The following is a 23,727-nucleotide window of genomic DNA, read 5'->3' as shown; positions in this document are numbered from 1 at the left end:
CCTTCGGATCAGGCGTCGATGAACGCGAGCAGGTCGGCGTGCAGCCGGTCGCGGTCGGTGTCGGGCAGGGCGTGGCCGCTGCCTTCGTAGACCTTCAGTACGGCGCCCTTGATCAGCTCGGCGGACCGCTTGCCGCCGACCTCGAACGGCACGATCTGGTCGTCGTCACCGTGGATGACCAGGGTCGGTACGTCGACCTTCTCCAGGTCCGGGCGAAAGTCGGTGGCCGAGAAGGCGGCGATGCACTCGTAGGCGCCGCGGTGGCCGCAGGCCATGCTCTGCAGCCAGAACGCGTCCCGGAACCCCCGGTCGACATCCTGCTTGCGGTTGTGCCCGAAGAACGGGCCGTCGGCGAGGTCGCGGTACAGCTGTGACCGGTCGGCGGCCTCCCCGGCGCGGATCTCGTCGAACACCTCGATCGGGAGTCCTTCGGGGTTGTCATCGGTCCGCAGCATGAGCGGCGGTACGGCGGACACCAGGACGAGCCGGGATACCCGGCTGCTGCCGTGTCGGCCGATGTAGTGGACGATCTCGCCGCCGCCGGTGGAGTGGCCGACCAAAGTGATGTCGTTGAGGTCGAGGGCGTCGATGAGGGTGGCCAGGTCGTCGGCGTAGGTGTCCATCTCGTTGCCGTTCCAGGTCTGGCTCGAGCGCCCGTGGCCGCGGCGGTCGTGGGCGATGGCGCGGTGCCCGTGCTCGGCGAGGAAGCGGGCACCGGCTTCCCAGGCGTCGGAGTTCAGCGGCCAGCCGTGGCTGAGGATGACCGGCGAGCCGCCGGAGCCCCAGTCCTTGTAGAAGATCTCGGCGCCGTCGTCGGCGGTGATGAAGGGCATCGGCTCCTCCTCGCGTGCGGTTTCCCCCGAGCCTGTCCCGGTTCGGAAGCGCGCGGACCACGTGCAGCGCGTAGTCCTGACTGCGGGGCCGTCAGGACGGTGGGCTGATCCGGTCGGCGAGCTGCCGGCGAGAGGAGACTCCGAGCTTCTGGAAGACCTTGCGCAGGTGGTAGTCGACGGTGTTGGCGCTGAGGAACATGGTGGCGCCGATCTCGGCGTTGGTGTGGCCGGCTGCGGCCAGCCGCGCGACGGTCAGCTGCTGGGCGGTGAGGTCGAACGGGCCGGGTTCTCCGGCTGCGGGCGCGTGTTCTCCGATGGCTTCCAGTTCGTTTCGGGCGCGTTGCGCGAATCCCGGTGCCTCCGCACGCTCGAAGATCTCGACGGCCCGACGCAGTTGTTCCCGTGCGTCGCGGCGACGGCGTGCCCGGCGTAGCCATTCGCCGTACAGGAGATGGGTTCGTCCGAGGTCGACTTCGATGTCGGTCGGGGCGAGCGTCGCGATGGCCGCTTGGTAGTGCGGCTCGGCCCCGATGTCGTCGACGAGTGCCCGCGACCGCTGCGCAAGACCGGCGGTCCAGGGCGACCCGTTGACCCGCGCCAGCTCCTCCAGGTGCTGCACCATCCCGGTGGCCTCGTCGAGGTGTCCGCTGCGGACCGCAGCCTCGACCAGATCGGGAATCTCCAGCGGCGTGACCTGCAGGAACGGGTCGTCCGCGAGCGGTTTCAGTCGGGCGTACGCGTCGCCGTACCGGCCTTCGGAAAGGTCCCGGACGGCGAGCGCTGCGACGCCGGAGGCGTGTACGCCGCCGAAGCCCATTGCGCTCGCGCCGTCGGCGATCATCTCGATCTGGGGCCGGGGTGCTCCGGTCCAGGCCAGGAGTGCCACGTTGACCACATGCTCGGCGTCGTACCCGATGGCGCGGCGCAGCTCACGCACCTGCTCGATGTACTGGCTCGCCCGTTGTGGAGTTCCGCCCTTCAGCTCGGCCAGGGACATGATCCAGAGCACGCTGTCGAGCAGTTGCAGTGAGCCTGCGTCGCGGGCAGCCTCGGCGGTGGCCTCGAGGCAGTCACGTCGCGCGGTGGTGTCCCACAGCGCGGTGGTGAGGGCGACGCTGATGGTCCCGTACTGCAACAGCGCTTCCGGGTCCAGTTGGGCGATCGCGTCCACGGCAGCCCGCATGACCGGGACCGCCTCGGCGTAAGGCAGCAGGATGTGGGCGCTGAGGGCGCGCAGGATGGTCGCGGCGATCCCGTCGCCCAGCTCGGCGCCCTTGCGCATCCGGGCGCCGAGCTCGGTGAGGGTCGCGCCTCGCGCGAGGCGTTCGGCCGGCAACGTGTACTCGAACGCCTTGATCAGCGCGTTCTGCTCCAGTACTGCGTCGTGACCACGGAACAACTCGGCAGCGGCCAGCATGTTCGCCCCGCCGTTCATCAGCGCCGGGTCCGCCGTGAAGATCGCAATGCTGGCGCGGGCTGAGATCAGTCGGCCGCGCGAGACCGGGTCCAAGGCGTCCTCGTCGACGTCGTCGAGCAAGCTCTTGGCCAGCTGTCCGGCGCCGGCCGCCAAGGCAGCCTCGGCCGCAGCCACCAGCCTGGCGTACTTGCGACCTCCCTGTGGCGTCAGCGCGGAGGCCTGCGCCAGCACCCGGGCGCGAGACGAGAAACCACCGCGTCGTCCCGCCAGATCGGCGACGCGTTCCAGTCGGTCCGCCACAGCGGGGTCGGTGCCGAGCGTGGCCTTGGCGGCGTGCCAGGCTTCGAGTTCGACCAGGCCCAGCTGACCGGCCGCGGTCGAGAGTGCGCGGTGGACGCGCCGCCGTTGTCCTCCCTGGGCAGCGTTGTACGCCGCCGATCGCACCAGCGGATGCCGGAACCGGGCTGACGGCGACAGGACCACCAGACCGGCGGCCTCGGCCGCGTCAGCCGCGCTGTCGGGCAGGTCGAGCTCTCGTCCGGCGGCGCGGATGAGGTCGACATTGCCGGTGGAGTCGGCTGCCGCGATCAGCAACCAGTGCTGCAGATCAGCGGACAGATGGCGGATGCGGCGCAGGTAGAACGCTTCCAGATGGTGCCCGACCGGGATCGGTTCGGCGGCGAGGCTGGATTCGGTCAACTGTTTGATGCTGAGCTCGCTGGCCAGGTCGATCAGCGCGAGCGGATTGCCACCCGTGGCCGCGACGATCTGCGCCGCCGCTGCCGGATCGAGGACTTCGGGCAGCGACGACCTCAGCAGCCTGATCGCCGATTCGGGCGCGAGCCCGGCGAGAGCGAGCTCGGGCACCCCCGCCAGTTGCGCCGCGAGATTGGCATCGTGCCGGCCGGCGAAGATGATCGCGGCCGACTCCGCTTCCAGTCGCCTGGCCACGAACGCCAGGACGTCCAACGACTCCGCATCCAGCAGGTGCGCGTCGTCGACCGCGCACGCGACCGGCTCGACCTCGCCTGCGGCGGCGAGCATCCCGAGCACGCCCAACCCGACCAGAAACCGATCCGGTGGCGGGCCATCCGCTCCCCCCGAAGCCACCTGCAGCGCGTGCTGGTGCCGTTCCGGAAGCGAGGGCACGTAGGCACGCAGCGGAATCATCAGGCGCTGTACGGCGGCGAACGGGATCGTCGACTCCGCCTCGTACCCGTCAACCTTCAAATGCCGCATACCGCCGGCACCCGCCAAGGCCGACTCCAGCAGCGACGTCTTCCCGATGCCTGGCTCGCCAGACACGAACAACGCTCCACCGCGCCCATTCCGGGCATGCGCAAGCAGACTGCGAACCTGTCGCTGTTCAGCATCCCGCCCGAGCAGCGCCCCCTCCACTCCCATAGCTGCCGACCCTAAACGGGCCACCCCACAGCCCGCCAGAGATAACCACTACGCGGCTTACGTGGTCCGAAACGGCAACCGCCCGATCCACGATGCGTTGACCGGCACCGAACCCAAGGAGAGCATCGTGAAAGCACCACGCCGTCTGCACGTGCTGGCCACAGCGCTGGGCGTAGGCCTGGCCCTGCTGAGTGGATCCCTACTGAACGCCACTGCCTCAACAGGCTCGGAGCAGTACGCCGCCCAGCAGGAGGCGCGCACGCCCAAGCCGACCATCGTTCTCGTGCACGGCGCCTTCGCCGACTCCAGCGGCTGGAACGCGGTCACCGGCCGCCTGCTCGACGCCGGCTATCCGGTGCTGGCGTTCTCGAACCCACTGCGCGGACCCGTCGCCGACGGCGCCTACCTGCGCGACTTCCTGGCGACCATCGACGGACCCACAGTCCTGGTCGGCCACTCCTACGGAGGCGCCGTCATCACGAACGCCGCCACCGGCAACCCCAACGTCAAATCACTCGTGTACGTCGCTGCCTACGCCCCGGACGAGGGCGAGAGCGTCGCGGCTGCCAACGCCTTGGGCGGTGGGCACACCGAGGTCACCAACCACCTGGTGCTCCGGCCCTTCCCTGGAGCGGCCAATGGCGACGCCGACGCCTACATCGACCCGGCCTACTTCCACGAACTCTTCGCCCAGGACCTGCCCGAGGCAACGACCCGATTCATGGCCGCAACCCAGCGTCCCGGCGCCCTGGCTGCGCTCGTGACGGCCTCGGGGCCGGCCGCCTGGAAGACCATCCCGAGCTGGTACCTCGTCGCCAAGCAGGACCGCATCATCCCGCCCGAGGCGGAGCGGGCGATGGCGGCCCGGGCCGGATCGACCGTCGTCCAGATCGACAGCTCACACGTCGCGATGATGAGCCACCCCGACGCGGTGGTGAAGCTCATTCGCGACGCCGCCAGAGGATAGCCACCAACCCCGCGCAGGCCGGGCCGACCAGCTTGCGCGGGGATCTCCTCGTGGTGCTCAGGCCACGACTTTGAAGCCGTGGCGGAGGCCGAGTTTGGTCAGTGACTCCTTGCCGGGGATGCCGTCGGCGTCGGCGCCGGTGAAGCCGAGCTTGCGCTGCCACTGCGCGTAGGCCTTGATGGTCACCGTGCCGAACGATCCGTCCTTGGCGAACGCCGGAGACAGCAGTCCCTCGGCCACCAGCGCCGCCTCGACGATCCGGACCGCGGCCGGATGCGAGGTCGCGCCTTGCGGACCCGGCGCGTCCTTGCGGGCAGCGCTCGCGACCGCGGCCGCCGACACCGTCGGCTGTCCCGCACTACCGGCACCGCCACGTGCTGCCACGGCCTTGTAGTTCGGCCGGCCGAAGCCGCGGATCATCGTGGTGCCGCCGGCCCAGCGCCGGCTGTGCCGGAACACCCCGACACCGGTCCTGCTGCCGTCCAGGTTGGTGTTGCCCTCGATCGTCTTCACGAAGTCGCCCTCGACCCGCTCGACGAAGAAGACGTGCGCGATCCGGCCCAGGTCCCGGTCGAACAGGAAGCCGACGTCGCCGGCCCGCGGACTGTTGAACAACCGGCCCGCGTTCTTGAAGCCGTTCTGCATCGTCGGGGTGAACGCGCTGTTCGTCCCCGGCACCAGCGGCACCTTGTTGACCTTCCACCCCGCGACCAGGAACGTCGCGCACCAGGCCTGCCCGTTCGCGTGCCCGGCCTTGGCGGCGTACGGGTTCTTGTTCGATCCGAGCGGCTGCTCCATCGTCCGCACCTGCGCCGCCGCCCAGGTGAGCAGGTCCCGCACCGTGCCGCTCATGACTCCGACTCCAGCGTCGCCCCGTCCACCAGGTCCTCGTCGTACTGCGGGAGCCGGGTCTGCTCGACCTGGTCCTGCGCTCCGTCCTCCGGCAGCGGGTAGTTGCCCGTCTCGACCGGCGTCTCGTCGTCCATCGTGCTCTCCCCCTCGGTTCCAGGCCCGGCCCACGCGGACCGGTGCCTCACCGGCAGCATCCGCCGGGGCCTTCAGACAGACTTAAACCGTCCTTAAGGAACTACCGGGCGAAGTCGGCGAACGGGCTGGTGCGGAACCAGGTCCGGAACTGCCGGGTCAGGCCGGGCGGCCCGATCAGTTCGACCCGGCCGGTCCGGATCGCGGCGGGATAGCTCAGCCGCTTGAGATGCAGATCGACCAGAGCCGCCGAATCACTCCGGCACACCAGATCCTCGTCGTACCCACTGGGCCGCGTGCAGAGCTCGGGCTGCGGCCGGCGCAGGATCATCCAGTGGGTGTCCGCGGGCCGGTCGCGCAGGTCGAACCGCACCGTTGTCGTACCTTCCGGGATCCGGTCCAGATCGACCAGCTTCATGGTGGCCCAGAGCACGTACGCCGGGTCCAGGTGGTGCGGCTCGATCTCCAGCCAGTGGGCGCCCCACTGACCCATCGCGTCGAGCACCGCCCGGAGGGCCTGGCCCATCTCGGTCAGCTCGTACGTCACCCCGCGCCCTTCGACGGTACGACGAAGTACGCCGTGCCGCTCCAGCAGGTCGAGGCGCTGGGTCAGCAAGGCGGTGGAGATTCCGGGCGCGCCCTGCCGGATCTCGTTGAACGTCCGGCAGCCGTTGAGCAGATTGCGCACGATGATCGGCGTCCAGCGCTCGGCCAGTAGTTCGGAACTCCTGGCGATCGGGCAGAACTGACCGTACGCGCGCACCCCTTCAGCGTCGTCCTCGCCAGGGCCGATGGCAACTTCAGAATCTGATATTGCGAGTGCGCCCCGATGAGCCGACCGTGAAGGAGTGGGCCGGCGTCTTGCCGGTCCGGCCGAAGGGTGGTGGGGACGATGACAGGTCGTGCGCATGTGGTCCAGCCGGCCCAGGGGCGTTCGGTCGACCTCGGGGTGGCGCGGATGAGGGTGCTGGCCGACAGCACGGTCAGTGCGGCGTTCTCGTTGACGGAGTTCGCAGGCACGACCGAGGGTGCCTGGACGGTGCCGCACCTGCATCGCGGTTTCGAGGAGTCGTTCTTCGTGCTGGACGGCGAGTTCACCTTCACCGTCGGCGGCGAGGCCGTCGTCGCGGGGCCGGGGACCTACGTCCTGGTCGGGAGGGATACCGCGCACACGATCACCGCGGGGCCCGGTGGCGGCCGGTTCCTGACCCTGATGGTGCCCGGGGGTCTCGAGGAGATGTTCATCGAACTCGGTGAGCTTCCGCCCAACGCGATCACGGACCCGGTCGCCCGCAAGGCGGTCTCGGCGCGCTACGACTCGATTCCGACGACCTCGCCCGCGTGACCGTGGACGTCACGCTGACGTCCACGGTCACGTGAGGGTCAGGGGTTGACGATCTGGTCGCCGACCAGGGCGAGGGTCTGGATCGCGGCCAGGCCGTACAGCGCGGTCGTGTTGGTGGAGACCCACTTGGCGGCCTGTGTCGGGTTGAGGGTCGACTTCACGTCCTCCGCCGACCACGGGAGGTTCGGGCCGTAGCCGTCGCCGGTGTAGAACTCCTTCCACGCCCGGGCTGCCAGGTCGTCACGATCCAGGCGTACGGCGGCGTACGCGGTCAGGCGGGCGTGACCCTGCCGGAGGATCAGGTTGCCGAAGTACGCACCGCACTCTGCCGTCTGCTCCGCCCGGCTGGCGTTGTAGAGGCGGCAGTACTGCAGCCACGCGGTCTCGAACGCCGGCATGTCGACCAGGTCGATGATCTCGGCGCAGATCTCCACCTGGCCGAACATCGCGCTCAGGTGCGACACACTCACGGTCTTCCCGGCGACCGGCGCGAACCGCCCGGTGTCGAGGTCGTAGAGCCCGCCGCCGGTGACGAAGCCGTTCGGCATCGCCGCGATCGTCTCCATCGTGCCGAGCAGCTTCGCCTTCGCTGTCTCGGCCTTGGGCCCTTGCCGCTCCCACTCGGTGAGCCAGGCAGCCGCCAGACCACTCCAGTCCGTGCCGAGCCCGATGGCGAGTGCATGCGGGTCCGGCTCGTACGGCTCGGTCCTGATCTTGCGCAGCGGGTCCAGCACGAGAAATGTGCGGTCGGAGTCGACCAGCTCGGACAGCAGATCGCCAGTGCGCTCGTCAGCGGTCAGGTAGTAGTAGAAGCGGCGGTAGATCGCCGTACTGATCCGCTGCTGCTTCGCACTGTCCGCCCAGTGCTGTACGCCGTGTCGCGTACCCAGACCGGCCCACTGGCCGAGGTGGTAGACGTCGACCTCACCGGTGTGCCGGGTCATCGCCTCCGCGAACCGGAAGATGTCGGCCCGACCGGACCGCAGGAACGCGTACCAGAGCCACAGGTCCGGCGAGAGCTCCGAGTTGTCCCAGGCGTACCCGCCCACGTCGTACCGCCACACCAGCCGGTCCTCGTCGAACGTGTGCATGATGTCGCCGTAGTCCCAGAACCCGTACCAGTGCCGCGACTCGACCTGACCGCGGTAGAAGTCGAAGAGGAAGTCCAGGTGGTCCTCGATCGCCTTCCTCGCCGGCACCGACCGGTCGACCGGTGACACGAGCCCACCGAACACCCGGGTGCTGATCAACTGGTCCACCGGGTTGATCAGCTGCGGGGGAGTTCGCACCTGGTCGGCCATGTCGCCCAGCCGATCGGCAGACGGTGTCGCGGCCAGTGCCCAGAAGGTCAGCTCACTGGTCCGCGCGATCCCGTACGGCGTCCCGAAGGCCGGCTCGTAGTCCTCGTAGGTGATGTTGAGACCCTCGAGCTGTTCCGGATACGTGTCCTGGCCCATGCCGTCGTGGTAGAACCGCGTGTCCATCGGACCGGCCTCCGGCGACCACAGCCACACCGTGACCTCGGCCTCCTCGGTCGCCGCGCCCCGGATGTCCAACTGGGTGGGGTGCCGCTGCCAGAAGTCCCTTAATCCAAAGGCGAAACCGCCCGTCACGCCACCGACGTACCCGAGACCCGACGCGCGCTTGCCCTGGTCGACCGGGATCCAGCCGTACCCCTTCTCGGTCCGCTTCTTCACGGTGAAGCCGTCGGCGTTCAACTGGCTCAGCGTGTAGTCACCCCACTCGGGGATGTACTGCAGCCGCGTCGTCACCCGCTGGTCCCACGTCGACGGATCCGGCAGCTTGGTCCCGGCCACCTGAGCAGCCCGTACGACGGCGCCCGGGTCACGCCTGAGTCCGGTGATCCCCTTCACCGCCTCGGCCATCATGCCGTGACCTTCGCCGACGAATCGGACATGACGGTCGTACGCCGCATCGCGCAACGGCACCCGGAACCGCACACCGAGCCCGGCGATGTAGTCCTGCTGCCCGTCGCGGTCGTAGACGAACGTATGCACCATCCGCACGTTCTCCGCGCCCGCGGTGAAGTACAGCCGGACCGAGAATGGCAGCCACGTCTTGCCCTTGCGCGACTTGTGCCGGCCTTCGATGCGCACTACTGCCCGGACCGGACCGGCTTGCTCGACGGTGACCTTCTGGATGTCGCTGTCGTACCGCTCCCGGACGCTGCCGGCTTCCTCGTCCTCGGCGATCCTGTCCTGCTTGAGGTTGACGAGTTGGCCCTTCCGGGCGATCACCACGTCACCACGCCAGATCTGGCTGATCAGCTCGGACCCGCTCTTCCGGATCCGCGCCTTGATCACGCCGGTGCTGACGTCTACATAGGTCGTCTCCTCCTTGACCGTGACGGCCTGCGCCGGGGCGGCCGCCGTACCCGGGCCGAGGGTGTACGACTCGGCCGGCGAGTCCACCGCTATGGCGTGTGCACTCCATTTGAGCGAGCCGTCCGGCCAGTAGGCCGTCGGCCAACTCTGGAGTGGTACGTCGCTGCCGTCAGCAGCCTTCAGCGCAAAGGACTGGTTCGCCGGCACGGCGCCCTTCGGCCACGGCGTGCCCCAGGTCGTGACGGCTGCTGTGGTGGGCTTGCCTTCCAGCCAGGTGAGTTTCACATCTTGTACTTCGGTCTGCTCTGCGAATGCTGCGACCGGATTGTCCAGCAATGAGACCGCGGGGACTGCGGCCATACCTGCTAGGACTGTCCGTCGGGTGACCTCCATGCCGTTCCACCTCTGTCGTTTCGGTGTTCGGGGATCAGGGACAGGTTCTGGATCGCTGCCAGCGCGTACTGGGCCGCGCCGTTGGTGCTGACGAAGGCTGCCTCGTCGACCGGCATCAGACAGCCGTCGATCGTGGTCGTCTTCCACTCCGCCTCGCGCTGCATGGCGTTGCGGTTGAGCTGGTCGCCCTCGTCGAGGAAGAACTTGCGCCAGGCCAGCCGCGCCAGCTCCGCGTCGCCGGTCCGTGCGGCGGCGTACGCGGCGAGTCGGCTGTGGGCCTGGACGAGTGAGATGCCTTGCAGGGGTTGGCCGACCTCTGCCGCCTGCTGCTCGGGTGGCAGCAGGTACAGCCGGCAGTAGTCGAGCCAGGCCTTCTCGAACCCGGGTACGTCGAGATCCAGGTCGATGAGCTCGGAGCAGATCTCGGGCAGCCCGAACAGCGAGGACAGGTGCGATACTGCGATGCCCCGCCTGCTGGTGTCGAAGCGGCCGGTGGACAGGTCCATTCGCGCGTTGCCGGTGAGGAAGCCGTAGTGCAGGGCGGCGATGTCGGACATCGTCCCGACCAACCGGGCCCGCGCCCGGTCGTCCCCGTGTCGTTCCCACCGGGTGAGCCAGGCGGCCGCGAGCGCACCCCAGTCCACGCCCAGCTCGATCGACAGCGCGTGCGGGTCGGGCGAGTAGACGTCGGGCCGCACCTTGCGCTGCGGATCGACGGCCAGGAACATCTCCTCGACGTTCGCCACCTCGTCCATCAGGTCGCCGATGCGCTCGTCGGCGGTCAGGTAGTAGTAGAAGCGCCGGTAGATCGCGTTGGAGATGCGTACCTGCTTGCAGCTGCAACCCCAGTGCTGCACGTTGTGCCGCGACCCGAGTCCCTTGAACCGTCCTAGGTGATGTACGTCGACCTCGCTGGTGTGCCGTGTCATCGCCTCGGCGAACCGGAACACATCGGCTCGGCCGGTCCGCAGGTACTGGTACCAGAGCCACAGGTCCGGCGAGAGCTCGGAGTTGTCCCAGGCGAACCCGCCTACGTCGTACCGCCAGGTGTGGCGGTCACGGTCGTAGGTGTGCATGACGTCGCCGTAGTCCCAGAACCCGTACCACCGACGCTGCTCTCGCTGGTTGACGTAGTACTGGAACAGGAAGTTCAGCCGCGCCTCGATGTCCTGGTCGTCAGCAGTGGGCAGAGTCCAGCTGCCGAACACACACGCCTCCAGCAGGCGTGCTGGGGAGACGGCGAGCAGACCGGGGGAGTTGAGGAGGGCTGCGTGCTCCGCCAGTTCGTCCGCCGACGGTGTGGTGTCGTGGACTCGCAGTGTGAGCTCGTGGGTGCGGGCGATGCCGTGTGCGTTGCCGAAGCCTGGTTCGTAGTCCTCGTAGGTGATCTCGAGGCCTTCGAGCTGTTCGGCGTAGCCGTCCTGGTCCATGCCGTCGTGCCAGTAGCGCACGTCCATGGCCGGTGCACTCGGCGACCACATCCAGACCGTGGCAGTGGCCACGTCGCTGGCTGCGTTGCGGATGTCGAGGCGGGTCGGGTGCAGCTTCCAGAAGTCGCGGAGGCCGAACCCGAGTCCGCCGCTGGCACCACCGACGTACCCGTACCCGGGCGACCGGGTGCCGGACGGGATGGTCACCCAGGCGTGACCGGCGCCGGTGCGTTTGCGCAGTGTGAAGCCGTCCGCGCTGGTCTGGTCGAGGGTGTAGTCGTTCCACTGCGGGATCAGGTGCAGCCGGTTCGACACCTCGGGGTTGGGGATCTCCTCGACGGCGCGACCGGCCACCTGCGCTGCTCTTGCCTCGTCACCTGGATCGCGGCGAAGCCCGGTCAGCCCCCGGACCGCCTCAGTGAGGAAGCCGGACGGACCGGCCAGCCGGACATGCCGGTTGTGCGGTTCGTCGCGCATCACCACGTCGGCACTCAAGCCGAGCCCGGCCAGGAAGTCCCGGTCCGGATCGCCGTCCCAGACGAAGCTGTGCACGATCCGTACGTCGGTCGCGCCGGCGTAGAAGTAGAGCCGGACGCTGAACGGCAGCCAGTCGCCGTGCTTGCCGTCGAGCCGCACTACGGCCCGCACCGGACCGTCCTGTTCGACAATGAGATTGTCGACAATCGCCGTCGTCTGCTCCCGAGTACGGCTCAGGTCCTCGTCCGGGGCGTCCTGCCGCACACTGATCAGCCGGACATCCCTTACGACGGTCTGGTCGCTGTGCTGGATTTTTGCGATCAGGTGTGGTGCCTTCAGCAACCAAGTGACCTCGCCTGACGTGACCCGGACCTCGTCGCGCGCAAGCTCGACTCGCACCGGTTCTGCCGGCGCGGACGGCTCACCCGTGACCAACTCGTACGACGACTCCGGCTGGGCCGCCGGCGCGATCGCGTGGGCGGACCACTTGATCGAGCCGTCCGGCCAGGTCGCGGTCGTCCAGCTCTGCACCGCCGTACCGTCGGCCAGCGCGAAGCTGGTGCCTTCGGCAACCGTCCCGCGAGGCCAGGGGACACCCCACGTCGTTCCTTGCCGACAAGGGGTTTCGAGCCACTGCAAGGTCGTCATTCCTTCACCGATCCGATCAGGACGCCCTTGGCGAAGTGCTTCTGCAGGAACGGGTAGAAGAACAGGATCGGCAGCGTCGCCACCACCACGACCGCGAACTTCAGGCCCTGCTCGGGGAACGTCACCGTCTCCAGCTGCTGCAGCACGTTCGCCGAGTCGGCGTTCGCCGCGGTCAGCTGGCGGACGATCATCTGCAGCGTCCACTTCTTGCTGTCGTCGATGTAGAGCAAAGGCGACATGTAGTCGTTCCAGATCCCGACCGCGTAGAACAGCGAGAACGTCGCGATGATCGGTTTCGACAACGGCAGCACGATCCGCAGGAACACGTTCAGCTCGTTGCAGCCGTCGATCCGGGCCGCCTCCTCGAGCGCCTCCGGCAGCTCCTGGAAGAAGCTCTTCACCACGATCAGGTAGAACGGGTTGATCGCCAGCGGCAGGATCAGCGCCCAGTAGCTGTCCAGCAGCCCGAGGTCGCGCACCACCAGGTAGGTCGGGATCATGCCTCCGCTGAACACGAGCGTGAACACCACCAGGTTCAGCACCAGCGCCCGCCCCGGCAGGAACCGCTTCGCCAGCGGGTAGGCCATCGTCAGCGTGAGCACCAGCTGGACGACGGTGCCGACCGCGGTCACGCAGATCGTGGTCAGCAACGCGCGGACGAACGTGTCGGTGGAGAAGATGTACTGGTACGTGTCGGTGACGAACTTCTCCGGCCACAGGAAGAACGGCCGCGAGCTGATCTCCGACTCGGTCGCGAACGACCCGGCCAGCACGTAGAGCAGCGGCAGCACGGTGACCAGGGCCAGCCCGGTCAGCAGCACCACGTTCAGTACGTCGAACACCTTGCTGCCGGTCGAGTCGTAGTACCGGACCGACGGCTTGCGAGGTTTCGTTAGTGTCATCGCCATGGTCGATCCCTCTCAGAACAGGCCGCGCTGGCCGAGGCGCTTGGCCAGCCAGTTCGAGCCGAAGATCAGCAGGACACCGACCAGGCCCTTGAACAGGCCGACGGCGGTCGCGTAGCTGAACGCGCCCTGCGTGATGCCGATGTAGTAGACGAATGTGTCGAACACGTCCGCGACGTCGCGGTTCAGCGAGGTGGTCATCAGCCAGATCTGCTCGAACCCGGAGTCCATCAGGTTGCCCGACGTCAGGATCGCCATCACCACGATGGTCGGCCGGATCGCCGGCAGCGTGATGTGCCAGAACTGCCGCCACCGCCCGGCGCCGTCCACCCGGGCCGCCTCGTACAGCTGCGAGTCGACCCCGGCCAGCGCGGCCAGGTAGATGATCGTGCCCCAGCCGGTCTGCTTCCACAGCAGCTGCAGCACGATCAGCGGCCGGAACCAGTCCGCCTGCGCGACGTAGTCGGTCTTCTGCCCGCCGACCAGGCCGTGGATCCAGTTCGCGATCACGCCGAAGTCGACCGAGAACAGCAGGTAGGTCAGCGACGCGACGATGGTCCAGGACAGGAAGTGCGGGATGTAGATCAGCGACTGCACCGACCGCTTCAGCACGTTGACCCGCAGCTCGTTCAGCATCAGCGCCACCACGATCGGCGCCGGGAAGACGAACACGATCGTGAGCAGCGCGAGCAGCAGCGTGTTGAACATCAGCCGGCCGAAGTCCGGGCCGGCGAACAGCTCCTGGAAGTGCTTGAGACCGACCCACTCGCTGCCCGAGTAGCCGAGGAACGGCACGTAGTCCTTGAACGCGATGGTCAGGCCGTACATCGGCAGGTACTTGAAAACGATGAAGTACGCCAGACCGGGCAGCAGCAACAGGTACAGCCAGCGGTAGCGCAGCAGGTCGCGCCACAGCGGCACCCGCCGGGCGCTGCGCTTGCGTTTCGGAGGTGGGGCCTGCCGCGAAACCTCCGCGGCAGGCTGGGCCACCCCCGGCACCAGATCAGTGGCCACGGGTCAGCCGCCGACCTTGGCGACCAGGTCGTTGACCTCCTGGGCGATCTGCGTGCCGCCGCCGTCGTGCCAGCGCTTGATCTGCGCCTGCAGCTGGTCCTCGGTGATCGCGCCGGACAGATACTTGATCCGGGCGTCGGGGATGATCGTGTCGAGCGTCTGGCCCTTCGACACCGCGGTCGGGGCGATCACGCCGAGGGCCGGGTTGAACACCGCGGTCTTCAGGTCCTCGTTCATCAGCACGTCGAACTTCTCCCGCATCGCCCGGCTGGCGGCGTCGTTCGGCCGCAGCGCATAGGCGCCGAGGCCTACGCTGGCCCGGGTGCCGAGCTGGATGAAGGCCTTGTCGACGTCGTTCTGGATCGCCTTCACCTTCGCGTCGTCCTGGTTGATCGGTACGGCGTACTTCCCGTCGGCCTTGAAGTTGCGGCCCTCGATGCCGTTGGTCAGCAGGATCGAGCCCTCCTTGGACTCCAGCTTGTCCAGCGTCTGCAGCACCTGGTCGAGCTGCTCCTCGGTGCGGATGTGCTGCTTGGAGATCGCCATCACCATGTTGTAGCCAGTGAAGGGGTAGGAGTGCTTCTGGCCGTCCGGACCGGTCAGGTTGCCGACCAGCGTGACCTTGTCGAAGTCCTTCGGGTTCTTCTCCTTGAACAGGTCGAGCAGCTGGGTGGCCCGCACGTTCACGTCGATGATCATGCCGCCCTTGCCCTGGACGAACGGGTCGTTCCAGTTGCCGCTGTCCAAGGTGGCGAAGTCGGGGTTGATCAGGCCCTCGGTGACCCACTTGCGCAGCCAGCGGTTGGCCTCCAGGAACTGCGGCGTGTCGAAGCCCGGCACCAGCTTGCCGTCGCGCTCACCCCAGCCGTTCGGGGCGCCGAACCAGGTCTCGACCACGTCGTAGGGGCTGGCGCTGGCGTAGTTGCCCGGCCACTTCGGGATGATCAGGCCGTAGGTGTCCTTCTTGCCGTTGCCGTCCGGGTCCCGCTCGGTGAACGCCTTGGCGATCGCGTACAGGTCGTCGGTGGTCTTCGGCTCCTGCAGGCCGAGCTTGGCCAGCCAGTCCTTGCGGATCACGATGCCGGAGCGCAGCAGCGGGCGGACCCGGTAGATGCCGTAGGTCTTGCCGTTGGTCATCGTGTTCTTGGCGGTCTGCTCGTTGGCCGGCTTCAGGTTCGGGTACTTGTCCAGCTTGCCGGTCAGGTCCCAGAACGCGCCGGCCTCGGCCGCCTTGACGAACGACGGGCCCTTCTCGTTCACCACCATCACGTCGGGGATGTTGTCCGAGGCAAGCGTGACGTTGGACTTGTCGCCGTACTCGGCGTTCGGTACCCAGGTGATCTTGAGCTTCTTGCCGATGAGCTTCTCGACGGCCTGTTGCAGTTCACCGCTCGGGTCCGGCGCGGTGCCGAACAGCGGTGCCATCACCGTCAGCTCGGTACTGGCCGCCTGGCCTTCGTCGCTGTCGCCGCCGCCGGAACACGCGGAGGCGAGCAGTGCCGTCGACGCTGCGACGGCGACGGCGATACGCCGTCGGGAGAAGATGGTCATGAGTTCCCTTTCAGGTGCAGGCGCGCCTCGTTCTCGGCGAAGAAGCGCAGGCAGAGCCAGGTGTCGATCTGAATCCAGCCGCCGCCGGCCAGCACGATCCCGAGCACCGGGAACTTGCCGGACAGATAGGCGATGGACACCGCGACGAAGAGCAGGACAAGGGACGACGCCGGCCGCGCCAGCGCGACCAACGATGCCTTGGGCAACAACTCGCGGACCCGGAGGTCGTAGTGCACGGCCATCGGGAGCAGGTAGGCGGCGATCACTCCGAGCGCGACCAGCGCGAGCAGGCTGGCGAGCCGGGGGACCGACGCACTCGCGCCGAGCGACGCGAAGAACAGGTAGTTGCCGACCAGAACCACCGCGGCCAGCACCAGCGGCAGGACGACCAGCTGGCCACGGCGGAATTCGCGCCGGAACGCGCCCCGGAAGGCAGGCAGAGCATGAAACGATTCACCGGAAGACCTGCGTCTGGCCAGCGAATACGCTGCGAGCGTGGCCGGGCCGATACCCAGCGCAACCCCGCCGAGAAGCGTGAAGACGATCCACAGCGCGTTGAGCTTGATCGCCCACACGACCTCGTCGGCGGCGTCGTACAGCTTGATCGACCAACCTGGGCTGCTCATCGGGAGCCTTCAGTCGGCCGGCGGTCGGGGATGTGGCGGCAGTGTTTCACGGGTGTCCCGCCTTGTTTCGGGCGAAAAGTGATGTGACCGTATGGTTGAATCGTCTCAATGTCAAGGCTTCGGAAAGCGTTTGTCAGAGACTGGTCACGAAGTGCTGCCCGGGTGTCTGCGGGCTGCCCGAAGTAGCGTCTAGAGCTGTGAAATTCGCAGGTTCGCGTACTCGCCGATCAGCGGGGCCATCTGGCGGAAGCCGAGCTTCCCGCCGGCCAGCGGCTGGTCGTCGTACCACTCGAAGCTCGTGACCTCGTTGACCGCGAAGGAGATGCGGCCCTGGTCGACGGTGAGCTTCAGTTTGTAAGGACCTTGGGCGTCCAGGACCGACGGGAGCGGGTCCGGTCCCTGCGCCACGAGGTGGAAGCCGTAGCTCTTGCGCAGGTTGCAGGTGTGGAACGCGCGCTCGGCCGGCCACCGTCGGCGGAAGTACGAGACGTGGTAGGTGTCCAGGTCGCCGTGGTGGTACTGCTCGTACGGACCGCTGCGCGGCGCCAGGTCGAAGAGGTCCTCGCCCGCGCGGCCCTTCGCGTGGAAGAACAGGATGCACAGACCGGGTTCGCGGATCGGCCAGAAGTCCCACTCCACGGCGATGTCCGGCGGGAAGTCCTCCGGGCACCACAACACCACGTTGGCGTCCTGCCCGTCCTCCGGCGGTCGCACGCTCTCCAGCCGCAGCCGGCCGAGCGGGAACGACACCGCGCCGTCTCCCTCGAGACGGAAGCCCTTGATGTCTTCTGGTGCGGCCAGCGGGTTCTCGTACAGCGTGTCAGCGCCGTTTGAAGTCACTGGACTCCCTGATGATGAGATCCGGTTGAAAGATCACCTGCCGATGGCGATGCCGGTCGGCCGCCTCGACCTCCTCCTGCAGCAACTCCATCGCCGACCGCCCGAGCAACTCGGCCGGCTGCCGCACCGACGACAGCGGTACGGCGGCAGCGCGGGCGAAGTCGATGTCGTCGTACCCGACGATCGCCATGTCACGCGGGACTCGCAGTCCCGCAACGGCCATCGCCTGCAGGAATCCCAGCGCCAGCAGGTCGTTCGCGAGGAACGCCGCGGTCGGCCGGGACCGCGGCGGCAGCGCGGCGATCCGCTCTCCGATCGCGCGACCCTCGACGACACCCATCACGTCGACCTCGAACGGTTGCAGGTCGACGCCGTCGGCTTGCTCGACCACCGTGGTGATTCCGGCCATCCGGTCCGCAACCTGCTGCATGCTGAACGGCCCACCGATGAAGGCGATCCGGCGATGCCCGGACTCGATCAGGTGACTACCCGCCAGCCGTCCGCCGAGCTGGTCGTCGACCGACACCGAGCACAGGCCGCGGTCCGCCGTACGGTCGACGAGCACGACCGGCGTACCGCGATCGACCAGCGCCGTCAGCCGCGGGTCGTTGCTGTCGAACGGGGTGATGAGTACGCCGAGCACGCGCTGCTGCTCGAGCTGGTCGAGGTGATGCCCCTCGCGCACCGGGTCGGTCTTGCTGTTGCACAACATCACCACGGTGTCGTGCTCGTACGCCAGCGCCTCGGCGCCTTCGGCGAGATCGGTGAAGAACGGGTTCGCCACGTCGAGCACAACCAGGCCAACCGTCCGGCTCCGCCCGGCCCGCAGATGCCTGGCCGCCTCGTTCCGCACGAACCCGAGCGCACGAATACTGTCCTGCACCCGCTGCCGCGTCGCCGGCGCCACGATCCACGGCCGATTGAGCACATTGCTCACCGTGCCCACCGAAACCCCCGCGCGGTGCGCGACCTCTTTGATGCTGGGCGTCGCCATCGTCCCTCGAAACCGGTCGCACTCCGTCAGAACCCCCAGTCTATCCAGCCCGAATTGAATCGTCTAAATCAGCATGGACACCGCTCCGCGGCGGCTGTTCTCTCGACCGCCTTCGGCGGTGCGCGGACTGCTGCTGTGTGGAAGGCGATTGGCGGACGAACCGTCCGCCGAGGCGGCGAGCTATCGGCGTAGGCCTATCTTCGGCCGCCTCGTGTGGCGGCTTCGGGGGGACAAGCCGGGGGGAGCCCGCGCGGCGGTGGCCTTGAACAAGTAATGGCCTGTTCACGGCCACATGAGGGTGTCCGAGGCCCCGGGTTTCCTTCGCCAGCCAGGCACTTGGGGTCTGGTCGTGCCGCCGTCCGTTGTGCGAGGTCCGGGCGCTGGTGGCTGCGGACTGCGGGCCAGTATGACCCGGCGTGCGCCGTACGATCGGCTCATCGCCGGCGGGTAGGCCAGTTGGTCAGCCGGTTGCAGGCCAGCGTCGTCGACCAGTGCGCGTGGGGCGAAGGTGGTGGGAGGACTGGGATCGGCCGGTACGAGCCTTGCCCCGAAGTTGATTGCGTCGGAGATCGTGTACGGCGAAGGCGTGGCTTTTGCGGTGATCGTCGTCGTGTTTGCGTTCTTGTTCGTCGCCTACACGGATGGCTATTGGTTCGTCGGCACGGGTTTGCTGGTTGCCTTGGTGTCGGCCATCTTCATCATGCTCGCGTGGCACTCGCTGGCGGACTACCCGTTGACGTATCGGGATGGCGATCGTCCGGTCAGCAAGACGAGTGGCAGCAGTCTGTACGAGACGTGGGAGTTGGGCTCGGGGGCGAGTATCGGTACGACGTTCGTGGCCGGCGATGCGGCTGATATCGAGTCACTGGCCGGCAAGATGTGGTTGGAGTACGGCTGCCCGGATGCGCGAGTCGATTGGCGGATCCAGGCCGGCGACGACGTCCTGGCATCGGGCACGCTTCGTGAAGGTGACGAACGCGAGATGGAGGACGTGCCGGTGCAGTTGGACCAACTGCCCGTCGACGTGAAAGTGACCGCCGAGCGCAAGGACTCAGCCGATTGCGCGACGAGGCTGCTCTGGCAGAACGCCGGCTTCGAGGGCCCCGGCCACGGCAAGTTCCGCTTCGTCTTCCCGATACCGGACGCCTGACAGTCACCCGGCCTCGGGGACTGGCGCACGGTGCCGTGGCCGTGAACGTGAAATTGCCTGTCGACGGACCCCGCAGGGTTGTCGCGGTCCCGGCGCCTTCCCCCGCCGCACGGTCGGTTGGCGGTCCAGTTGCTTCGCCGAGTGCCTGGCCTGGCGAGGCCGGTTCGCGGTTGTCGCCGGAGGCGGCCAGGGCGACAGCCGCCGCATGGCGGTGTCCTTTTGCTGGCTCAGGTGGGGGTCGACGGGGATGTGACTGGTGGGTAACATTGGGGGATGAGTCAGGTGTTGGGGTTGTGGGAGCGGTTGCGGGGGGTGCCTGGTGGGGATCGGGTGTTCTCGGTGGGGTTCACCTGGAAGGCGCCGTACTTTCGGTCGATTCGGCCTCGGTTTGTGCAGGTGAGTCCTAACTACGCGGCGTTGCGGTTACCCAAGCGGCGGGCGGTGCAGAACCACATCGGGACCGTGCATGCGATTGCCGTGTGCAACGGGTTGGAGGCGGCGATGGGGGCGTTGGCCGAGGCAACTGTTCCGAGGGGGAAGCGGTGGTTGCCGAAGGGGATGGAGGTTGCCTACCTGGCGAAGTCCACGACCAGCTTGACCTGCTCGGCGGAGACCGATCCGCAGGACTGGACGGCTGGGCCGGATGTGCCGGTCCGGGTCAAGGCGACGCGGGACGACGGCACGGTCGTGGTCGAGGGGACGATCCACCTCTGGGTGACCGACCGGAAATAGCACGGCTGGGAGAGCGCGGGAAGTAGCACGCTGGGAGAGCGCAGGAAGCAGTACGGCGGACGCGCGGCGCCGTACGGGTATTGCTGTCGCTCGGGTGGGCGGTAGGACATAGGGTCGGCGGCGTGAGTGACGCGTTGCGGTTTGTGGACATCACCGAGGATCAGCTGGACGCGGTGATGCGGGTGCGGGCGCGGTCGTTCGGGGTAATGGCGGCCGGTGACCGGGAGCAGTGGCTCAAGGACGCGCGGGTGTTCATCCAGGACGGCCGGTACGTCGGTGTGGCCGACGGCGACGAGGTCGTCGCGGCGGCCCGGTTCTGGGACTTCGAGCAGTGGTGGAGCGGCCGGCCGGTGCGGATGGCTGGTGTGGCTGGAGTGGTCGTCGCACCCGAGTACCGGGGTCGTGGCGTGGGTAGCAAGCTGATGCGCGGTGTGCTGCAGCGTGCTGTGGACAAGGGCTTCCCGCTGACTGGGCTCTACCCGGCGACGACTGTGATCTACCGGCACCTCGGGTACGAGTTCGGCGGGGGTCGCTACCGGTTCTCCTTCCCTGCGGCCGATCTGCGGTCGCTGGGCGGTAAGGAGGTGGCGGTACGGCGTGCTGGTCCGGACGACGCGGAGCGCTTCCTGGAGTTGGCCGGGCAGTCGCATACCCGGCGTCGTACGAGCGGTCCGCTCGTGTGGCCGATCAAGGAGGTCAAGGAGTGGCTCGCGGACGAGGAGAACTTCGCGTACCTCGCTGAGGACGGGTTCGTGGTCTACAACTGGTCCGGCTCGGACCTGTGCGTGGACGAGCTCGTGGCCGGGTCCGACGCGACCGCGCGGGCATTGTGGGCCACAGTCGGCTCCGGCTCGTCGATCGCGAGCACCGTGCAGGCCTACATCTCTCCGGACGACCCGCTACACCTACTGGTCGAGCACGAGGCGTACAAGGACGTGCAGCACCAGCGGTGGATGCTGCGGCTGCTGGACGCCCCCGCTGCGATCGCAGCGCGTGGTTTCGCGCCAGATGTCGCCGTCGAGGCCGACCTGCGTATCGACGACCCGGACGTACCGGCCAACACCGGTGATTGGCACCTGTCCGTGGCTGACGGTGTTGGGCGGTTGACGCCGACGGAGGCGTCCGGCGATGTGCTGCAACTCGGTCCGCGCGGGCTGGCTGCTCTGTACGCCGGTACGCCGGTTGCCACGCTGCAGGGAGCAGGTCTCGTCTCCGGTCGACCGGCAGCGGAGCTCGACACAGTCTTCGCAAGCGCCACGCCGTACATGCTCGACTACTTCTGATCGCGGTGCGGTTAGGGTTGTCGAACAAACGTTCGGAGGTGATCCATGCGGGTGCTCGGCGTCGACCCGGGGTTGACTCGGTGCGGCCTCGGCATCGTCGAGGGCTCACCTGGTAAGCCGCCGGCGCTGGTCGCCGTCGGGGTGATCCGGACACCGGCCGATCTGGACGTGGCGAAGCGGCTGGTCCGGATCGAGGCCGAGCTGGAGGAGTGGATCACCGAGCACCGGCCGGACGCGGTCGCGGTCGAGCGGGTGTTCGCGCAGCACAACGTGCGGACGGTGATGGGTACGGCGCAGGCGTCCGGCGTCGCCATGGTCGTGGCGGCACGACGGGGTCTCCCGGTCGCGTTGCACACGCCGAGTGAGGTGAAGGCGGCGGTCACGGGCTCCGGGCGGGCGGGCAAGGAGCAGGTCACCACGATGGTGACCCGGATCCTCAAGCTGGCCGAGCGGCCGACCCCTGCCGACGCGGCGGACGCGTTGGCGCTCGCGATCTGCCAGGTCTGGCGCGGTGGTACGGCGGCCCGGCTGCAGGAGGCGGCCGGGAGCCGGTCGAACCTCGAGGCGCTGGCCCAGGCACAATCCCGCCTGCAGGTCGCTCGGCTGCGTGCAGCGGTGGCAGCCCAGGAGAATAAGAGATGAGTACAGCGGTGCCGGGAGGCTGGACATGATCGCGTTCGTGCGGGGGCCGGTGGCGGCAATCGGCGTGGACAGTGCCGTCATCGAGGTCGGGGGAGTGGGACTGCAGGTGTTCTGCCATCCGGGCACGCTGGCGGGGCTGCGGCCTGGGCAGGAGGCGCGGGTGTCCACCTCGATGGTGGTGCGCGAGGACTCACTGACGCTGTACGGGTTCGCGGACGACGATGAGAAGAGTCTGTTCGAGCTGTTGCAGACCGCGTCCGGTGTCGGACCGAAGCTGGCGCAGGCGGCACTCGCCGTACTGAGTCCTGATCAGTTGCGGCAGGCTGTCGCGACCGAGGACCTGAACATGCTGGTGAAGGTGCCGGGCATCGGGAAGAAGGGTGCTCAGCGGATCGTGCTCGAGTTGAAGGACAAGATCGGTGCGCCGAGCAGGACGGTGACCGGGCGGCCGCTGCAGACCACGGAAGCGTGGCGTGAGCAGGTGCATGCGGGCCTCGTCGGCCTTGGCTGGTCCGCGCGCGACGCTGAGGATGCCGTCACCGCGGTCTCGCCGCTCGCCGCCGACAGCCCGAACCCGTCCGTCCCCGACCTTCTGCGCGCCGCGCTACGCGTGCTCTCCAAGGCATAGGTATGGAAGACAACGTCCGGCCGCTCGTCTCCGCGGACGCGGTGGACCTCGAAGAACGCAAGATCGAGTCCGCGCTGCGGCCGCGCACCTTGGCCGAGTTCGGCGGCCAGCGCAGGGTCAGCGAGCAGCTCGAACTCGTGCTGCACGCCGCCCGCGGCCGCAACCGAACTCCGGACCACGTGCTGCTGTCCGGTCCGCCCGGCCTGGGCAAGACCACACTGGCCATGATCATCGCCAGTGAACTGCCGGCGCCGCTGCGTGTAACGAGTGGCCCGGCGATCCAGCATGCCGGCGACCTGGCCGCGATCCTGTCCGGGCTCAGTGAGGGCGAGGTGCTGTTCCTCGACGAGATCCACCGGATGTCGCGGCCGGCCGAGGAACTGCTCTATATGGCGATGGAGGACTTCCGGGTCGACGTGATCGTCGGCAAAGGGCCGGGGGCGACCGCGATCCCGTTGGAGATTCCGCCGTTCACGCTGGTCGGCGCGACCACTCGCGCCGGGTTGCTGCCGGGACCGCTGCGGGACAGGTTCGGGTTCACCGGGCACCTGGAGTTCTACGAGGCCGCCGAGCTGGAGAAGATCGTGAACCGGTCGGCCGCGCTGCTCGAGGTCGACATCACGCCGGAAGGCGCGGCCGAGATCGCGTCCCGCTCTCGCGGTACGCCGCGGATCGCGAACCGGCTGCTTCGCCGGGTGCGCGACTACGCCGAGGTGCGAGCCGACGGGATCATCACGCTCGCGCTGGCCAAGGCGGCGCTGGAGCTGTACGAGGTGGACAAGATGGGCCTGGACCGGCTGGACCGGTCCGTCCTGGATGCCCTGTGCCGGCGGTTCGGTGGCGGTCCGGTGGGCCTGTCGACGCTCGCGGTCGCAGTCGGTGAGGAACGCGAGACCGTGGAAGAGGTTGCCGAACCGTTCCTGGTGCGCTCCGGCTACCTCGCCCGTACGCCGCGTGGTCGCGTCGCCACACCCGCGGCCTGGCGCCACATCGGCCTCAAAGTCCCCAAGGGCGCCACCTTCGCCGACACCCTTTTCGACACCGACGAGGACTGACCCGGCACGCTCCGGGTCCGCCTTTTGACATCGGCGGGATGCGGGGGAGACTGGAACGGAGTCC

At 68.1% G+C, this 23,727-nt stretch carries 21 protein-coding genes; 8 read left to right on the top strand and 13 right to left on the bottom strand.

Annotated elements, in window-relative coordinates:
• Positions 1 to 8: 8 nt before the first annotated feature.
• Together ACIBL3_RS18760 and ACIBL3_RS18755 are read right to left on the bottom strand one after the other, a co-directional pair.
• Positions 9 to 833: an alpha/beta fold hydrolase gene (locus ACIBL3_RS18760; RefSeq protein ID WP_396354665.1), complete on the bottom strand. Its 825-nt coding sequence runs from the start codon at positions 831 to 833 to the stop codon at positions 9 to 11.
• A gap of 91 nt (positions 834 to 924) precedes the next feature.
• Entirely contained in the window at positions 925 to 3,654 is a 2,730-nt protein-coding gene (locus tag ACIBL3_RS18755; protein ID WP_396354664.1) for an AAA family ATPase, read from the bottom strand.
• 127 nt (positions 3,655 to 3,781) lie between these two features.
• Here ACIBL3_RS18755 and ACIBL3_RS18750 point away from each other — a divergent pair, with 127 nt between their 5' ends.
• A complete protein-coding gene (locus tag ACIBL3_RS18750) occupies positions 3,782 to 4,621 on the top strand; it encodes an alpha/beta fold hydrolase (protein ID WP_396354663.1) in 840 nt (279 codons plus the stop codon).
• A 57-nt stretch (positions 4,622 to 4,678) separates the two neighbouring features.
• Here the strand turns inward: ACIBL3_RS18750 and ACIBL3_RS18745 are convergent, their stop codons facing one another.
• The 3 genes from ACIBL3_RS18745 to ACIBL3_RS18735 all read right to left on the bottom strand — a co-directional run bounded on the left by ACIBL3_RS18745 (position 4,679) and on the right by ACIBL3_RS18735 (position 6,368).
• Entirely contained in the window at positions 4,679 to 5,473 is a 795-nt protein-coding gene (locus ACIBL3_RS18745) for a hypothetical protein (protein ID WP_396354662.1), read from the bottom strand.
• Positions 5,470 to 5,607 carry a hypothetical protein gene (locus tag ACIBL3_RS18740; protein ID WP_360530222.1) on the bottom strand — a complete coding sequence of 46 codons (138 nt, stop codon included), beginning with the start codon at positions 5,605 to 5,607 and terminating at the stop codon, positions 5,470 to 5,472. Before ACIBL3_RS18740 ends, ACIBL3_RS18745 begins: the two co-directional genes overlap by 4 nt.
• A gap of 101 nt (positions 5,608 to 5,708) precedes the next feature.
• Positions 5,709 to 6,368 carry a winged helix-turn-helix transcriptional regulator gene (locus tag ACIBL3_RS18735; protein WP_396354661.1) on the bottom strand — a complete coding sequence of 220 codons (660 nt, stop codon included), beginning with the start codon at positions 6,366 to 6,368 and terminating at the stop codon, positions 5,709 to 5,711.
• Between the two features lie 129 nt (positions 6,369 to 6,497).
• On the opposite strand from ACIBL3_RS18735, the gene ACIBL3_RS18730 reads away from it, so the two are divergent.
• A complete protein-coding gene (locus ACIBL3_RS18730) occupies positions 6,498 to 6,950 on the top strand; it encodes a cupin domain-containing protein (protein WP_396354660.1) in 453 nt (150 codons plus the stop codon).
• Between the two features lie 38 nt (positions 6,951 to 6,988).
• Here the strand turns inward: ACIBL3_RS18730 and ACIBL3_RS18725 are convergent, their stop codons facing one another.
• The 8 genes from ACIBL3_RS18725 to ACIBL3_RS18690 form a co-directional block, all read right to left on the bottom strand.
• Positions 6,989 to 9,688, bottom strand: coding sequence for a Tat pathway signal sequence domain protein (locus ACIBL3_RS18725; protein ID WP_396354659.1), 2,700 nt, complete (start codon positions 9,686 to 9,688; stop codon positions 6,989 to 6,991).
• On the bottom strand, positions 9,661 to 12,243 hold the full coding sequence (locus ACIBL3_RS18720; RefSeq protein ID WP_396354658.1) for a Tat pathway signal sequence domain protein: 2,583 nt from the start codon (positions 12,241 to 12,243) through the stop codon (positions 9,661 to 9,663). The genes ACIBL3_RS18725 and ACIBL3_RS18720 overlap by 28 nt, the downstream gene beginning before the upstream one ends.
• A complete protein-coding gene (locus tag ACIBL3_RS18715; protein ID WP_396354657.1) occupies positions 12,240 to 13,151 on the bottom strand; it encodes a carbohydrate ABC transporter permease in 912 nt (303 codons plus the stop codon). The genes ACIBL3_RS18720 and ACIBL3_RS18715 overlap by 4 nt, the downstream gene beginning before the upstream one ends.
• Positions 13,152 to 13,163: 12 nt before the next feature.
• Positions 13,164 to 14,162, bottom strand: coding sequence for an ABC transporter permease (locus tag ACIBL3_RS18710; RefSeq protein ID WP_396354656.1), 999 nt, complete (start codon positions 14,160 to 14,162; stop codon positions 13,164 to 13,166).
• 3 nt (positions 14,163 to 14,165) lie between these two features.
• Positions 14,166 to 15,713, bottom strand: a complete 1,548-nt coding sequence (locus tag ACIBL3_RS18705) for an extracellular solute-binding protein (protein WP_396354655.1) — start codon at positions 15,711 to 15,713, stop codon at positions 14,166 to 14,168.
• Complete coding sequence (locus ACIBL3_RS18700; RefSeq protein WP_396354654.1) at positions 15,710 to 16,339, bottom strand: YesL family protein; 630 nt, start codon at positions 16,337 to 16,339, stop codon at positions 15,710 to 15,712. The genes ACIBL3_RS18705 and ACIBL3_RS18700 overlap by 4 nt, the downstream gene beginning before the upstream one ends.
• Positions 16,340 to 16,528: 189 nt before the next feature.
• A complete protein-coding gene (locus ACIBL3_RS18695; protein WP_396354653.1) occupies positions 16,529 to 17,179 on the bottom strand; it encodes a DUF1961 family protein in 651 nt (216 codons plus the stop codon).
• Positions 17,160 to 18,173 carry a LacI family DNA-binding transcriptional regulator gene (locus tag ACIBL3_RS18690; protein ID WP_396354652.1) on the bottom strand — a complete coding sequence of 338 codons (1,014 nt, stop codon included), beginning with the start codon at positions 18,171 to 18,173 and terminating at the stop codon, positions 17,160 to 17,162. Before ACIBL3_RS18690 ends, ACIBL3_RS18695 begins: the two co-directional genes overlap by 20 nt.
• A 511-nt stretch (positions 18,174 to 18,684) precedes the next feature.
• Between ACIBL3_RS18690 and ACIBL3_RS18685 the strand changes: the two genes are divergently transcribed.
• From ACIBL3_RS18685 to ruvB, 6 genes are all read left to right on the top strand, one after another.
• Positions 18,685 to 19,323, top strand: a complete 639-nt coding sequence (locus tag ACIBL3_RS18685) for a hypothetical protein (protein ID WP_396354651.1) — start codon at positions 18,685 to 18,687, stop codon at positions 19,321 to 19,323.
• A 273-nt stretch (positions 19,324 to 19,596) separates the two neighbouring features.
• Entirely contained in the window at positions 19,597 to 20,055 is a 459-nt protein-coding gene (locus ACIBL3_RS18680; protein ID WP_396354650.1) for a hotdog fold domain-containing protein, read from the top strand.
• A gap of 122 nt (positions 20,056 to 20,177) precedes the next feature.
• The gene (gene eis, locus ACIBL3_RS18675) at positions 20,178 to 21,338 is read left to right on the top strand and encodes an enhanced intracellular survival protein Eis (RefSeq protein ID WP_396354649.1); all 1,161 of its coding nucleotides are present in this window, start codon (positions 20,178 to 20,180) and stop codon (positions 21,336 to 21,338) included.
• Positions 21,339 to 21,383: 45 nt separating this feature from the next.
• A complete protein-coding gene (gene ruvC, locus ACIBL3_RS18670; RefSeq protein WP_396354648.1) occupies positions 21,384 to 21,980 on the top strand; it encodes a crossover junction endodeoxyribonuclease RuvC in 597 nt (198 codons plus the stop codon).
• A 25-nt stretch (positions 21,981 to 22,005) separates the two neighbouring features.
• The gene (gene ruvA / locus ACIBL3_RS18665) at positions 22,006 to 22,608 is read left to right on the top strand and encodes a Holliday junction branch migration protein RuvA (RefSeq protein ID WP_396354647.1); all 603 of its coding nucleotides are present in this window, start codon (positions 22,006 to 22,008) and stop codon (positions 22,606 to 22,608) included.
• A gap of 2 nt (positions 22,609 to 22,610) precedes the next feature.
• Positions 22,611 to 23,663, top strand: a complete 1,053-nt coding sequence (ruvB, locus tag ACIBL3_RS18660) for a Holliday junction branch migration DNA helicase RuvB (RefSeq protein ID WP_396354646.1) — start codon at positions 22,611 to 22,613, stop codon at positions 23,661 to 23,663.
• Positions 23,664 to 23,727 lie beyond the last annotated feature (64 nt).

Source organism: Kribbella sp. NPDC050124, from assembly GCF_044460355.1.
Classification (GTDB): domain Bacteria; phylum Actinomycetota; class Actinomycetes; order Propionibacteriales; family Kribbellaceae; genus Kribbella.
This window is presented reverse-complemented; position numbering and strand designations above follow the sequence as displayed.

Coding starts and splice junctions, on each gene's coding strand:
- ACIBL3_RS18755 (WP_396354664.1), bottom strand. CDS start 3,654: ATGGGAGTGGAGGGGGCGCTGCTCGGGCGGGATGCTGAACAGCGACAG.
- ruvB (WP_396354646.1), top strand. CDS start 22,611: ATGGAAGACAACGTCCGGCCGCTCGTCTCCGCGGACGCGGTGGACCTC.
- ACIBL3_RS18720 (WP_396354658.1), bottom strand. CDS start 12,243: ATGACGACCTTGCAGTGGCTCGAAACCCCTTGTCGGCAAGGAACGACG.
- ruvA (WP_396354647.1), top strand. CDS start 22,006: ATGATCGCGTTCGTGCGGGGGCCGGTGGCGGCAATCGGCGTGGACAGT.
- ACIBL3_RS18745 (WP_396354662.1), bottom strand. CDS start 5,473: ATGAGCGGCACGGTGCGGGACCTGCTCACCTGGGCGGCGGCGCAGGTG.
- ACIBL3_RS18705 (WP_396354655.1), bottom strand. CDS start 15,713: ATGACCATCTTCTCCCGACGGCGTATCGCCGTCGCCGTCGCAGCGTCG.
- ruvC (WP_396354648.1), top strand. CDS start 21,384: ATGCGGGTGCTCGGCGTCGACCCGGGGTTGACTCGGTGCGGCCTCGGC.
- ACIBL3_RS18690 (WP_396354652.1), bottom strand. CDS start 18,173: ATGGCGACGCCCAGCATCAAAGAGGTCGCGCACCGCGCGGGGGTTTCG.
- ACIBL3_RS18680 (WP_396354650.1), top strand. CDS start 19,597: ATGAGTCAGGTGTTGGGGTTGTGGGAGCGGTTGCGGGGGGTGCCTGGT.
- ACIBL3_RS18760 (WP_396354665.1), bottom strand. CDS start 833: ATGCCCTTCATCACCGCCGACGACGGCGCCGAGATCTTCTACAAGGAC.
- ACIBL3_RS18740 (WP_360530222.1), bottom strand. CDS start 5,607: ATGGACGACGAGACGCCGGTCGAGACGGGCAACTACCCGCTGCCGGAG.
- ACIBL3_RS18700 (WP_396354654.1), bottom strand. CDS start 16,339: ATGAGCAGCCCAGGTTGGTCGATCAAGCTGTACGACGCCGCCGACGAG.
- ACIBL3_RS18725 (WP_396354659.1), bottom strand. CDS start 9,688: ATGGAGGTCACCCGACGGACAGTCCTAGCAGGTATGGCCGCAGTCCCC.
- ACIBL3_RS18730 (WP_396354660.1), top strand. CDS start 6,498: ATGACAGGTCGTGCGCATGTGGTCCAGCCGGCCCAGGGGCGTTCGGTC.
- ACIBL3_RS18715 (WP_396354657.1), bottom strand. CDS start 13,151: ATGGCGATGACACTAACGAAACCTCGCAAGCCGTCGGTCCGGTACTAC.